Origin of the sequence: Crenobacter luteus (assembly GCF_004345725.1) — a bacterium.
GTDB lineage: Bacteria > Pseudomonadota > Gammaproteobacteria > Burkholderiales > Chromobacteriaceae > Crenobacter > Crenobacter luteus.
The window spans coordinates 178,406-192,261 of sequence record NZ_SLXG01000001.1; the positions used below are offsets into that span (position 1 = coordinate 178,406).

Below are 13,856 nucleotides of genomic sequence, written 5' to 3' on the forward strand. Positions count from 1 at the left end.
CACAAAAACTTGATTGGGAGTATTGCTGTGGAAACCAACCGCAACGTGACGCTCAACTACAAAGAAGGCGAAGAGGCGCTCGAACTGCCGGTGCTCAAGGGCACCCTCGGTCCGGACGTGGTCGACATTCGCTCGTTCGGCAAGACCGGCATGTTCACCTTCGACCCGGGCTTTCTGGCCACCGCCTCGTGCGAGTCGAAGATCACCTTCATCGACGGCGACCTCGGTCAGCTGTACTACCGCGGCTACCCGATCGAACAGTTGGCCGAGGAGTCCGACTTCCTCGAGACCTGCTACCTGCTGTTGAACGGCGAACTGCCGACGGCCGAGCAGAAGGCCGACTTCGACCGCAAGGTGCTGCGTCACAACATGCTGCACGACCAGATCCTGACGGTGTTCAAGGGCTTCCGCCGCGACGCGCACCCGATGGCGGTGATGGTCGGCGTGGTCGGTGCGCTGTCCGCCTTCTACCACGACTCGCTCGACATCAGCGACGCGCACCACCGCGAGGTGTCGGCGCACCGCCTGATCGCCAAGATCCCGAACATCGCCGCCCAGGCCTACCGCTACAACAAGGGCCTGCCGTTCAGCTATCCGAAGAACGGTCTGTCGTACGCCGAGAACTTCCTGCACATGATGTTCTCGACCCCGTGCGAAGAGTACAAGGTCAACCCGGTGCTGGCGCGCGCGCTCGACCGCATCTTCATCCTGCACGCCGACCACGAGCAGAACGCGTCGACCTCGACCGTCCGTCTGGCCGGCTCGTCGGGCGCCAACCCGTTCGCGTGCATCGCCGCCGGCATCGCCTGCCTGTGGGGCCCGTCGCACGGCGGCGCCAACGAGGCGGTGCTGAAGATGCTGGACGAGATCGGCAGCGTCGAGAACGTCGCCGAGTTCATGCAGGGCGTGAAGGACAAGCGCTACAAGCTGATGGGCTTCGGCCACCGCGTGTACAAGAACATGGACCCGCGCGCCGCGATCATGAAGCAGACCTGCGACGAGGTGCTGAACGAGCTGGGCCTGCACAACGATCCGAAGTTCAAGCTCGCGATGGAGCTGGAAAAGATCGCGCTGTCCGACCCGTACTTCATCGAGCGCAAGCTGTACCCGAACGTCGACTTCTACTCGGGCATCGTGCTGTCGGCGATCGGCATCCCGGTGTCGATGTTCACGCCGATCTTCGCGCTCGCGCGCACCGTCGGCTGGATCAGCCACTGGGCCGAGATGATCGCCGACCCGGCGATGAAGATCGGCCGCCCGCGCCAGCTGTACACCGGTTCGCCGCGCCGCGACTACGTCGCCACCGACAAGCGCTAAGTCGCACCCGCGTCCGGCTTGGCCGAGCAAGGCTCGGCCAAGCCGGACTGAAACGCCCGATAAGGGCGTTATGACGATGGGGCCACAAGCCCCATGCTCATAGCGCTTTTTGCCACGCACCCAGAGACAAAGGGGCCGAACAATGATGCAAGCCATGGTCAGTCATTCCTACCTGTTCGGTGGGAATGCGCCGTTCATCGAGGAACTGTACGAACAGTACCTCGCCGACCCGAACGCGGTACCGGCCGAATGGAGAACCTATTTCGACAAGCTCGCGCAGGCGCCGGGCGCCGCCGAGCGCGACGTGCCGCACCAGCCGATCCAGGAGTCGTTCATCCAGCTGGCCAAGAAGGGCGTGCCCGGCCAGCGCGCCAGCGCGGCGACCGAATGGGAGGCGATGCAAAAGCAGGTCGCGGTGCTCAAGCTGATCTCGGCCTACCGCGTGCTCGGCTCGCGCCACGCGAACCTCGACCCGCTCAAGCGCATGGACCAGGAAACGTTGGCCGAGCTCGACCCGGCCACCCACGGCCTGACCGACGCCGACATGGCGGTGCAGTTCAACGTCGGCTCGCTGGTCGGCCCGCAGAAGCTGCCGCTGTCCGAGATCATCGCGCGCCTGAAGCAGACCTACTGCGGCAACCTCGGCCTCGAATACATGCATATCCTCGACTCCGAGGAAAAGCGCTGGATCCAGAAGCGCTTCGAGGGCGACCTGTCGACGCCGCGCTACGACGCCGACACCAAGAAGCGCATCCTCAAGCAGATCACCGCCGCCGAGACGCTCGAGCGCTACCTGCACACCAAGTACGTTGGCCAGAAGCGCTTCTCGCTCGAGGGCGGCGAGGCGGCGATCGCCGCGCTGGATACGCTGATCCAGAATTCGTCCGGCCAGGGCGTGCAGGAGATCATCATCGGCATGGCCCACCGCGGCCGCCTGAACGTGCTGGTGAACACGCTGGGCAAGCTGCCGCGCGACCTGTTCGCCGAGTTCGAAGGCAAGCCGATGGTCGAGCTGCCGTCCGGCGACGTGAAGTACCACATGGGCTTCTCGTCCGACATCCCGACCGCCAACGGTCCGGTGCACATCTCGCTGGCGTTCAACCCGTCCCACCTCGAAATCGTCAACCCGGTGGTCGAGGGTTCGGTGCGCGCGCGCCAGGAGCGCCGCAACGACACCGAACGCAAGCAGGTGCTGCCGGTGCTGATCCACGGCGACGCCGCCTTCGGCGGCCTCGGCGTCAACCAGGGCACCTTCAACCTGTCGCAGACCCGCGGCTACGGCACGGGCGGCACGATCCACATCGTGATCAACAACCAGGTCGGCTTCACCACCAGCGACACGCGCGACATGCGCTCGACCATCTACTGCACCGACATCGCCAAGATGATCGAGGCGCCGATCCTGCACGTGAACGGCGACGATCCGGAGGCGGTGTGCTACGCGATGCAGGCGGCGCTCGACTACCGCATGACGTTCAAGAAAGACGTGGTGATCGACCTCGTCTGTTACCGCAAGCTGGGTCACAACGAGGGCGACGACCCCTTCCTGACCCAGCCGATGATGTACAAGAAGATCGCCAAGCACCCGGGCACCCGCGCGCTGTACGCCGAGCGTCTGGTCGCCGAGGGCGTGCTCAAGGCCGAGGAGGCCGAGGGGCTGATCCGCGCCTACCGCGACGCGCTCGACAAGGGCGAGCACGTCGAGCAGACCGTGCTGACCAACTATCGCCGCGAACACGCGGTCGACTGGACGCCTTACCTGGGCACCCACTGGGCGCACCCGGTCGACACCGCGCTGCCGCAAGCCGACATCCAGCGCCTGACCGAGAAGTTCACCACCATCCCGGCCGACTTCAAGCCGCACCCGACCGTGCAGAAGGTGCTGGCCGCGCGCCGCGCGATGGCTGCCGGCGAGCAGAGCGTCGACTGGGGCATGGCCGAGACGCTGGCTTACGCGTCGCTGGTCACCAACGGCTTCGGCGTGCGCCTGTCGGGCGAGGACTCCGGCCGCGGCACCTTCAGCCACCGTCACGCCGTCGTGCACGACCAGAACCGCGAGCGCTGGGACCAGGGCGCCTACGTGCCGCTGCGCAATATGTCCGACAACCAGGGCGACTTCCTGGTGATCGACTCGATCCTCAACGAGGAAGCGGTGCTGGCCTACGAGTACGGCTATTCGTGCGCGGCGCCCGACAAGCTGGTGATCTGGGAAGCGCAGTTCGGCGACTTCGCCAACGGCGCCCAGGTCGCGATCGACCAGTTCATCTCGTCGGGCGAGACCAAATGGGGCCGCCTGTCGGGCCTGACCGTGTTCCTGCCGCACGGCTACGACGGCCAGGGTCCGGAGCACTCGTCCGCCCGCCTCGAGCGCTGGCTGCAACTGTGCGCCGAGCACAATATGCAGATCGTGATGCCGTCCGAGGCCGCGCAGATGTTCCACGTGCTGCGCCGCCAAGTGCTGCGCCCCTACCGCAAGCCGCTGGTCGTGTTCATGTCCAAGCGCCTGCTGCGCTACAAGGACTCGATGAGCCCGATCGACGCCTTCACCAGCGGCGGCTTCCGTCCGGTGATCGGCGACGCGTCGATCACCGATCCGAAGAAGGTCAAGCGCGTGCTGCTGTGCGCCGGCCAGGTCTACTACGACCTCGTCAACGGTCGCAAGGAGCGCGGCGTCGAGGAGGAGATCGCGATCGTCCGCATCGAGCAGCTCTACCCGTTCCCGACCGAGCAGCTGGCCGCCGAGCTGGCCCGCTACGCCCACGTCAAGGAAGTGATGTGGGTGCAGGAAGAGCCGAAGAACCAGGGCGCCTGGTACCAGATCCGCCACCGTCTCGAGGGCCTGTTGGGCGCCAAGCAGACGCTGCTGTTCTCCGGTCGCCCGTCGTCGGCCTCGCCGGCCGTCGGCTACATGAGCAAGCACGTTGCTCAACTGAAGGCTTTTGTCGAAGAAGCCATGAACCTCGCCAAGTAAGTGCCCGTATCCGCAAACGGAGAAAAAAATGCTGATCGAAGTCAAAGTCCCGCAACTCCCGGAGTCGGTGTCTGAAGCCACGCTGATGACCTGGCACAAGAAGGAAGGCGAGTTCGTCAATCGCGACGAGAACCTGATCGACCTGGAAACCGACAAGGTCGTGCTCGAGCTGCCTGCGCCGCAGGCCGGCGTGATCGTCAAGATCGTCGAGGCCGACGGCGCCACCGTCGTCAGCAACCAGCTGATCGCCCACATCGACACCGAGGCCAAGCCGGGTGCCGCCGCCGACAACGGTGTCGCCGCCGCCGCGGCCGAAGCCGGCGTGCCGGCCTCGGCGATCGGCTTTGGCACCGCCGTGACGGCGCGCGCCGAGGGCGACGCCGTCGCGATGCCGGCCGCCGCCAAGCTGGCCGCCGAAACCGGCGTCAACCTCGCCGACGTCGCCGGCTCCGGCCGCGGCGGTCGCGTGCTCAAGGAAGACGTGCAGGCCGCCGCCGCCGCACCGGCCGCGCCGGTGCAGTCCGGCCCGGTGCTCGCGCCGGCCGCCGCCAAGGGCGGCGCCGCGCTCGCCTCGACCCCGGCCGCCGTCGACGTCGCCGGCATGCTGGCCGGCCGTCCGGAGCAGCGCGTGCCGATGTCGCGCCTGCGCCAGCGCGTCGCCGAGCGTCTGGTGATGTCGCAGCAGACCAACGCCATCCTCACCACCTTCAACGAAGTGAACATGAAGCCGGTGATGGACCTGCGCGCGAAGTACAAGGACAAGTTCGAGAAGGAGCACGGCGTCAAGCTCGGCTTCATGTCGTTCTTCGTCAAGGCCGCGGTCGCCGCGCTGAAGAAGTACCCGATCCTGAACGCGTCGGTCGACGGCAACGACATCATCTACCACGGCTACTTCGACATCGGCGTGGCCGTCGGCAGCCCGCGCGGTCTGGTGGTGCCGGTGATCCGCAACGCCGACCAGCTGTCGATCGCCGAGATCGAGAAGCAGATCGCCGACTTCGGCAAGCGTGCGCAGGAAGGCAAGCTGACCGTCGAGGAGCTGACCGGCGGCACCTACACCATCTCGAACGGCGGCACCTTCGGCTCGATGATGTCGACCCCGATCATCAACCCGCCGCAGTCGGCCATCCTCGGCATGCACGCCACCAAGGAGCGCGCCGTGGTCGAGAACGGCCAGGTGGTGGTGCGCCCGATGATGTACCTGGCGCAGTCCTACGACCACCGCATCATCGACGGCCGCGAGGCGGTGCTGTCGCTGGTCGCGATCAAGGACGCGATCGAAGATCCGGCGCGCCTGATCCTCGACCTGTAATGCGCTTGCGGGCCCGTCATCCGGGCCCGCTCGATTTGTCGCCCAGGCTTGGCCGAGCCCAAGGTCCGGCCAAGCCTGCAGCCCCCGAAAGCTTGTGCCCGCCGGCGATCCCGGCGGTGCTGTAAAGGAAGTGTCATGAGCCAACAGTTCGACGTCGTCGTGATCGGCGGCGGTCCCGGCGGCTACGTCGCGGCCATCCGCGCGGCCCAGCTCGGTTTTTCCACCGCCTGCGTTGACGCCTTCAAGAATCCGGAAGGCAAGCCGTCCTTGGGCGGCACCTGCCTGAACGTCGGTTGCATCCCGTCCAAGGCGCTGTTGCAGTCGTCGGAAAACTTCCACGCCGTCCAGCACGACTTCGCCAAGCACGGCATCAGCGTCGAGAACGCCAAGATCGACGTCGCCGCGATGCTCAAGCGCAAGGAAGACATCATCACCAAGAACGCCGGCGGCATCGCCTTCCTGTTCAAGAAGAACAAGGTCGCCAACGTCCACGGTCTCGCGTCGCTGAAGGGCCGCGAAGGCGAGAAGTGGGTGATCGAGGTGTCGGACAACGGCGCCGTGGTCGACACGCTCGAAGCGACCCACGTGATCATCGCCACTGGTTCCAGCCCGCGCCAGCTGCCGGGTCTGCCGGTCGACAACGTGACGGTGCTGGACAACGCCGGCGCGCTGGCGCTGACCGAGGTGCCCAAGCGTCTCGGCGTGATCGGCGCCGGCGTGATCGGCCTCGAAATGGGTTCGGTCTGGAAGCGTCTCGGCGCCGAGGTCACCATCCTCGAGGCGATGCCGACCTTCCTCGCCGCCGCCGACCAGCAGATCGCCAAGGAAGCGTTCAAGACGCTGACCCGCGACACCGGCCTGGACATCCAGCTCGGCGTCAAGATCGGCGCGATCGAGAACAAGGGCGCGAGCGTGTCGGTCGCCTACGAGCTGAACGGCGAAGCCAAGACCGTCGAATTCGACAAGCTGATCGTGTCGATCGGCCGCGTGCCGAACACCGCCGGCCTGAACGGCGAAGCGGTCGGCCTGCAGATGGACGAACGCGGTTTCGTCGTCGTCGACGAGCACTGCCACACCAACCTGCCGAACATGTGGGCGATCGGCGACGTGGTGCGCGGCCCGATGCTGGCGCACAAGGCGTCCGAAGAGGGCGTCGCGGTCGCCGAGCGCATCGCCGGCCAGAAGCCGCACGTCGACTTCGGCGTGATCCCGTGGGTGATCTACACCTCGCCGGAAATCGCCTGGGTCGGCAAGACCGAGGAGCAGCTCAAGGCCGAAGGCGTCGAGTACAAGAAAGGCACCTCCGGTTTCGCCGCCAACGGCCGCGCGCTGGGCCTGGGCCAGGCGCAGGGCACCGTCAAGATCCTGGCGTGCGCCAAGACCGACCGCATTCTCGGCCTGCACATGATCGGCCCGATGGTGTCGGAGCTGGTGACCGAAGGCGTGGTGTCGATGGAATTCAAAGCCGCCAGCGAAGACCTGGCGCGCATCGTGCACGCCCACCCGAGCCTCGCCGAGGTGATCCACGAAGCTGCGCTGGCCGCCGACAAGCGCGCGCTGCACGGCTAAGCCAATAAAATCGGGCGGGCGTCGGACCCGCCCCTCATCCCTTCACACCCAAGTGAGGAAATACACATGAACCTGCACGAATACCAAGCAAAAGCGCTTCTGGCCAAGTACGGCCTGCCGGTGCAACAGGGCATCCTGGCCGCGAGCCCGGAAGAAGCCGCTGCTGCCTATGATTCGCTCGGCGGCAAATTCGCCGTCGTAAAAGCTCAGGTCCACGCCGGTGGCCGTGGCAAGGCCGGTGGCGTGAAAGTGGTGAAAAGCCGCGAAGAAGCCGCCGAGCTGGCGAAAAGCCTGATTGGCACCAACCTGGTGACCTACCAGACCGACGCCAACGGCCAGCCGGTCAACTCGGTGCTGGTCTGCGAAGACATGTACCCGGTCGAGCGCGAACTGTACCTGGGCGCCGTCGTCGACCGCTCCAGCCGTCGCGTCACCTTCATGGCCTCGACCGAAGGCGGCGTCGAGATCGAGAAGGTCGCCGAGGAAACCCCGGAAAAGATCCTGAAGGTCACCGTCGACCCGCTGGTCGGCATGCAGCCGTGCCAGGCGCGCGAAGTCGCCTTCGCGCTGGGCCTGAAGGGCGACCAGATCAAGCAGTTCACCCAGCTGATGCTGGGCGCCTATGACGCCTTCATCGAGAACGACTTCGCGCTGTTCGAGATCAACCCGCTGGCCGTGCGCGGCGACGGTTCGCTCGCCTGCGTCGACGCCAAGATCGGCATCGACTCCAACGCGCTGTACCGCCTGCCGCAAATCGCCGCGCTGCGCGACAAGTCGCAGGAAAACGAGCGCGAGCTGAAGGCGTCGGAATTCGACCTCAACTACGTGGCGCTCGAAGGCAATATCGGCTGCATGGTGAACGGCGCGGGTCTCGCGATGGCCACCATGGACATCATCAAGCTGTACGGCGGCCAGCCGGCCAACTTCCTCGACGTCGGCGGCGGCGCGACCAAGGAGCGCGTGATCGAAGCGTTCAAGCTGATCCTGGCCGACCCGAGCGTCGAAGCCGTGCTGATCAACATCTTCGGCGGCATCGTCCGCTGCGACATGATCGCCGAGGCGATCATCGCCGCCGTCAAGGAAGTGAACGTGACCGTGCCGGTGGTGGTGCGTCTGGAAGGCAACAACGCCGAACTGGGTGCCCAGCTGCTGAACGAATCCGGTCTGCAACTGACCTCCGCCGAAGGCCTGGCCGACGCCGCCCAGAAGGTGGTCGCGTCCCTGGCCCGCGCCTGATCCCGCCCCGCACTCACAGGAGCCTCGAACAATGAGCGTACTCGTTAACAAAGACACCAAGGTGCTGGTGCAGGGTTTCACCGGCAAGAACGGCACCTTCCACTCCGAACAAGCGCTGGCCTACGGCACCAAGGTGGTCGGCGGCGTGACCCCGGGCAAGGGCGGCAGCCTGCACCTGGGCAAGCCGGTGTTCAACACCATGAAGGAAGCCGTGCGCGAAACCGGCGCCGACGCGTCGGTCATCTATGTGCCGGCCCCGTTCGTGCTGGATTCCATCGTCGAAGCCGTCGACTCCGGCGTGAGCCTGATCGTCGTGATCACCGAAGGCGTGCCGACCCTCGACATGCTGAAGGCCAAGCGCTACATCGAGACCACCGGCGGCGTGCGCCTGATCGGCCCGAACTGCCCCGGCATCATCACCCCGGGCGAGTGCAAGATCGGCATCATGCCGGGTCACATCCACCTGCCGGGCAAGGTCGGCATCGTGTCGCGTTCCGGCACGCTGACCTACGAAGCCGTCGCGCAGACCACCAAGCTGGGTCTGGGTCAGTCGACCTGCATCGGCATCGGCGGCGACCCGATCCCGGGCACCAGCCACATCGACGCGCTCAAGCTGTTCCAGGACGATCCGGACACCGAGTCGATCATCATGATCGGCGAGATCGGCGGTTCGGCCGAGGAAGAAGCGGCCGAGTTCGCCAAGGACTACGTGACCAAGCCGATCGTCGGCTACATCGCCGGCGTGACCGCGCCGAAGGGCAAGCGCATGGGCCACGCCGGTGCGATCATCTCCGGCGGCAAGGGCACGGCCGAAGAAAAGTTCGCCGCTTTCGAGCGTGCCGGCATCGCCTACACCCGCAGCCCGGCCGAACTCGGCTCGACGCTGCAGGCTCTGCTCAAAGAAAAGGGCATGCTGTAAAACCGCGCCCCGGTCCCATCCGGCCAAGACGACGCCCCGCGCATGCGGGGCGTTTTTTATGCGCGCCGTTCCCGGCGTGGAAAGGCGCGCGGGCGGGGCTCGGCCAAGGTTGGCCGAGGCTAGCGGCCGTTCTTGCGCAGCCGCCGGTACAGCGTGCTGCGGCTGATGCCGAGCGCGCGCGCCGCGGCGCTGGCGTTGCCGCCGAAGCGGGCGAGCAGCTGGGCGGTCGCGTCGTCCGGCTCTTGCGCGCCCGCCTCGCGCAGCCCCATGTCCTCGCGCAGCGTCTCGGGCAGGTGCTCGGGGCCGAGCAGGGTGCCGTCGTCGACCAGCGCCAGCAGCGTGCGCAGCAGGTTGTCCAGCTCGCGCAGATTGCCCGGCCACGGGTAGCGACGGATCGCGGCGGCCAGCTCGGGCGCCAGCGCGATGCCGCGCCGCGCCGCCCCTTGCGCGTCCAGCAGGCGCTGCGCGATCGCCGCGACGTCGCCGCGCGTGCGCAAGGGCGGCAGGCGCAGCGGGTAATGGCCGAGGCGGAAGTAGAGGTCGGCGCGGAAGGCGCCTTCGTCTACCATGCGGCGCAGGTCGCGGTGCGTCGCGCACACCAGCCGCACGTCGACGCGCTGCGGCTGGCCGCCGCCCAGCGGCGTGACCACCCGTTCCTGCAACGCGCGCAACAGCCGCGCCTGCAGCGTCAGCGGCATGTCGCCGATCTCGTCGAGGAACAGCACGCCGCCGTGCGCCTCGCGCAGCCGGCCGCGGCTGCCCTGGCGGCGCGCGCCGGTGAAGGCGCCTTCCTCGTAGCCGAACAGTTCCGCCTCGACGAGGCCGTCGGGAATCGCCGCGCAGTTGACCGCGACGAAGGGCGCGTGGCGGCGCGAGCTGGCGGCGTGCAGCGCGCGCGCGAAGCGGTCCTTGCCGGTGCCGGTCTCGCCCAGCACCAGCACCGGGATGTCGGCTTCCAGCAGCTTGCGCGCGGTCTCGAGCAGCGCCGGCGGCAGGCCGGCGACGTCGGCCTCGGCCGCTTCGGGGGCGGGGGCTTTGGCCGGGGGCGACGACGTTGGCCGAGCCTGTTGCGGCGCCGGGGGCGGCGCAGTGGCGGGGCGCGCCGGCGAGAGCAGGCGGGCCGAGAGCGGGCGTCCCGCGGCGGGAGCGAGCAGGGCGACGCCGTGGCCGGCGCGCGATTGCCAGTGATCGAGCGTCTCGCCGAACAGCTCGGTAAAGCGCGCGCGGCCGACCGCGCCCCAGCCCCGCGCCAGCAGCGACAGCGCGGCGCGGTCGGCGCCGATCAGCGTCTCGTCGTCGCCGAAGGCCAGCCGCGCGGCGCGCGGCGTCGCCAGCTGCGCCGGGTCAGGATGCAGCAGCAGCACGCGCGCGCCCTGCGCGTGCGCGTCGAACAGCCGCCGCTCGATCAGCCGCGCGGTGGCGTCGACCGCCGCCGTCTCGTCCGGGCCGAGCTTGCGCGGCGCGCCGGACACGTCGAGCACGCCGACCGGCCGGCCGGTCGGGTCGAGCAGCGGGCTGGCGGTGCACGACAGCAGCCGGTTGCATTCCAGGTAGTGTTCGCCGCCGCGCACCCGTACCGTCTCGGCCAACGTCAGCGCGGTGCCGATGGCGTTGGTGCCGCGCACGCCCTCGCCCCAGTCCATGCCGGGCGTCAGCGCGACGCGCTCGGCCTTGTCGAGGAAGCCGGCGTTGCCCATCTCGTCGAGGATCAGGCCGTCGCGGTCGGCCAGCACCACCACGTGGCCGCCGTCGACCACCTGCTCGAACAGCGTTTCGACGTAGGGGCGCGCCACGGCCAGCCAGTCGGCGTTGGCGTCGCGCCGTTCGGCGAGCGCCGCGTCGCTGAGCCGCTCGTGCCGCCGGCCCGAGACGGGCAGGCCGAGGCCGAGGCAGCGTTGCCAGGAATGCAGGATGGAGGAGGGCAGCGCGTCTTGCGGCAGGGCCTCGCCGTCGAAGAAGCGGCGGCGGGCCTCGGACAGCGGCAGGGCGAAGGGACGGTTCATGCGCGTGTTCCGGCTGTGCCGACTGTCGCGCGACAGCTGTGTCACGGCGCGACAGTGCGGACGGGGTCGATGCGTCGATTATGGCCGCGCCGGAGCGTCCGGCAAACGGCGCCTGGCGGGCGAAGTCTGCTGCGATGCAAAAATCGTCGGTAGGCGAACAAGCGATTTCGTGTGCGCTCACGCTGCTGCGCCGCAAGATGGGCCGTGCGCTGGCACGATCCGTGCACTGTGGTAAACAGGTTCCGGCGCGGCGTCGCCGGGCGATCAACCCCACTTGCGCACCAGGAGACACGCCATGACTCAGCTCGTACCCGGCCAGATCGGCTATCCGCTGCAACTGAAGTCCCGTTACGCCAACTATATCGGCGGACGGTGGGTGCCCCCGGTCAACGGCCGCTATTTCGAGAACGTCACCCCGATCACCGGCAAGACCCTGTGCGAGATCCCGCGCTCCGACGACCAGGACGTCGAACTGGCGCTGGACGCCGCGCACGCCGCCAAGGCGCGCTGGGGCCACACGCCGGTCACCGAGCGCGCGCTGATCCTCAACCGCATCGCCGACCGCATGCAGGAAAACCTCGAACTCCTGGCGACGATCGAGACCTGGGACAACGGCAAGCCGATCCGCGAGACGCGCGCCGCCGACATCCCGCTGGCGATCGACCATTTCCGCTACTTCGCGTCCTGCATCCGCGCGCAGGAGGGCAGCCTCGGCGAGATCGATTCGAGCACCGTTTCCTACCACTTCCACGAACCCTTGGGCGTGGTCGGCCAGATCATCCCGTGGAACTTCCCGATCCTGATGGCGGCGTGGAAGCTCGCGCCGGCGCTGGCGGCCGGCAACTGCGTGGTGCTCAAGCCGGCCGAGCAGACGCCGCTGTCCATCCTGCTGTTGGCCGAGCTGGTCGGCGACCTGCTGCCGCCGGGCGTGCTCAACATCGTCAACGGCTTCGGCACCGAGGCCGGCAAGGCGCTGGCGACGTCCAAGCGCATCGCCAAGATCGCCTTCACCGGTTCGACCCCGGTGGGCCGCCAGATCATGGGCTACGCCAGCCAGAACCTGATCCCGGTCACGCTGGAGCTGGGCGGCAAGTCGCCGAACATCTTCTTCGCCGACGTCGCCGAGCGCGACGACGCCTTCCTCGACAAGGCGGTCGAGGGCTTCGTGATGTTCGCGCTCAACCAGGGCGAGGTGTGCACCTGCCCGAGCCGCGCGCTGATCCAGGAGTCGATGTACGAACGCTTCATGGAAAAGGCGCTCGAGCGCGTCGCCGCGATCCGCCAGGGCAACCCGCTCGACCCGGACACCATGATCGGCGCGCAGGCCTCGCTCGAGCAGATGGACAAGATCCAGTCCTACCTCGCGATCGGTCGGGAAGAGGGCGCCGAAGTGCTGGCCGGCGGCCAGCGCGCGATGCTGGGCGGCGGGCTGGAGGACGGCTTCTACATCCAGCCGACCGTGTTCAAGGGTCACAACAAGATGCGCATCTTCCAGGAGGAGATCTTCGGCCCGGTGGTGTCGGTGACCACCTTCAAGGACGCGCAGGAGGCGCTGGCGATCGCCAACGACACGCTGTTCGGCCTCGGCGCCGGCGTGTGGACGCGCAACATCAACACCGCCTTCACCATGGGCCGCCACATCGAGGCCGGCCGGGTGTGGACCAACTGCTACCACGCCTACCCGGCGCACGCGGCTTTCGGCGGCTACAAGCAGTCCGGCATCGGCCGCGAGACGCACAAGATGATGCTGGAGCACTACCAGCAGACCAAGAACCTGTTGGTCAGCTACTCGGAGGACGCGCTCGGCTTCTTCTGATCCCGCACCCGTCGGCCGGGCATTCCTCCCGCCCGGTCGCGCTGTCCGCCATCGCTCGTCGATGGTGATTCCGGCTTTGGACCTCCCGCGGGAGGTCCTTTTTTTCTGCGCGCGAGCCGCGCCGCGGGTATCCGGCCCGGCGTTGGCGGCGCAGCGGAGGCGAGGCCGGAGAGAGGCTCAGCCCAGGTGCGGCGCGAGCGCCCGCCAGGCGGCGAGCTTGGCTGCGAAGGCCATCGTGTGAGCGGGGCTGGTCGACGGCAGCGCGTAGACGGCGAGGCCCTCCGGCAGCAAGGGTTGGCCGAGCCGAGCCGCGGTCGCGCCGTTGAAGGAGACCGCCTCGAGGCGCGGCAGCGTGGCGATCAGCTCGGCCAAGGGGTTGGCCGAGGCGTCCTTGATGTGCGCGTCCAGGCTGCCGCGGCGGCGCGCGCGGCCGACCACGTCCCACAGCGCGACGCGGTGCGAAACGAGCGCGGCCAGACGCTCCGGGTAGGCGCGCGCGACGAGGTCCTCGCCGGTCAGCGCCGCCATGATGGGCCAGAAGGCGTTGCGCGGGTGGGCGTAGTACTGCGCGGCGGCGAGCGACGCCTCGCCGGGCAGGCTGCCGAGGATCAGCAGCCGCGCGTCGGGGCGGGCCACCGGCGGCAGCCCTTCGCGGACGGGATGGGAGTCGGGCGGGGTCATGGTGGGACGATGATAACGCGGCGGCGGACGAG

General features: G+C 68.0%; 9 protein-coding genes. 7 read left to right on the forward strand and 2 right to left on the reverse strand.

All coding sequences use genetic code 11. From position 1 onward, the window contains the following. The first annotated feature begins 27 nt into the window (after window positions 1–27). The 6 genes from gltA to sucD all read left to right on the forward strand — a co-directional run bounded on the left by gltA (window position 28) and on the right by sucD (window position 9,324). Window positions 28–1,317, forward strand: coding sequence for a citrate synthase (gene gltA / locus EV683_RS00950; RefSeq protein WP_066612634.1), 1,290 nt, complete (start codon window positions 28–30; stop codon window positions 1,315–1,317). A gap of 142 nt (window positions 1,318–1,459) precedes the next feature. Continuing rightward, window positions 1,460–4,288 carry a 2-oxoglutarate dehydrogenase E1 component gene (locus EV683_RS00955; protein WP_066612635.1) on the forward strand — a complete coding sequence of 943 codons (2,829 nt, stop codon included), beginning with the start codon at window positions 1,460–1,462 and terminating at the stop codon, window positions 4,286–4,288. A gap of 28 nt (window positions 4,289–4,316) precedes the next feature. Continuing rightward, on the forward strand, window positions 4,317–5,600 hold the full coding sequence (gene odhB, locus EV683_RS00960) for a 2-oxoglutarate dehydrogenase complex dihydrolipoyllysine-residue succinyltransferase (RefSeq protein WP_131861372.1): 1,284 nt from the start codon (window positions 4,317–4,319) through the stop codon (window positions 5,598–5,600). Window positions 5,601–5,735: 135 nt separating this feature from the next. Beyond that, complete coding sequence (lpdA, locus tag EV683_RS00965; protein ID WP_131861374.1) at window positions 5,736–7,169, forward strand: dihydrolipoyl dehydrogenase; 1,434 nt, start codon at window positions 5,736–5,738, stop codon at window positions 7,167–7,169. A 66-nt stretch (window positions 7,170–7,235) separates the two neighbouring features. Next, window positions 7,236–8,405 (forward strand): ADP-forming succinate--CoA ligase subunit beta, encoded by a 1,170-nt coding sequence (sucC, locus tag EV683_RS00970; RefSeq protein WP_066612643.1) that lies wholly within the window; start codon window positions 7,236–7,238, stop codon window positions 8,403–8,405. 31 nt (window positions 8,406–8,436) lie between these two features. After that, entirely contained in the window at window positions 8,437–9,324 is an 888-nt protein-coding gene (gene sucD / locus EV683_RS00975; RefSeq protein ID WP_131861376.1) for a succinate--CoA ligase subunit alpha, read from the forward strand. A 119-nt stretch (window positions 9,325–9,443) separates the two neighbouring features. Here sucD and EV683_RS00980 read toward each other — a convergent pair whose 3' ends face one another. After that, on the reverse strand, window positions 9,444–11,327 hold the full coding sequence (locus tag EV683_RS00980; RefSeq protein ID WP_131861378.1) for a sigma-54-dependent Fis family transcriptional regulator: 1,884 nt from the start codon (window positions 11,325–11,327) through the stop codon (window positions 9,444–9,446). A gap of 295 nt (window positions 11,328–11,622) precedes the next feature. Between EV683_RS00980 and adh the strand changes: the two genes are divergently transcribed. After that, window positions 11,623–13,143: an aldehyde dehydrogenase gene (gene adh / locus EV683_RS00985; RefSeq protein ID WP_066612645.1), complete on the forward strand. Its 1,521-nt coding sequence runs from the start codon at window positions 11,623–11,625 to the stop codon at window positions 13,141–13,143. Between the two features lie 177 nt (window positions 13,144–13,320). On the opposite strand, the gene EV683_RS00990 is transcribed toward adh, so the two are convergent. Then, a complete protein-coding gene (locus EV683_RS00990) occupies window positions 13,321–13,824 on the reverse strand; it encodes a DNA-deoxyinosine glycosylase (protein ID WP_131861380.1) in 504 nt (167 codons plus the stop codon). Between the last annotated feature and the right edge of the window lie 32 nt (window positions 13,825–13,856).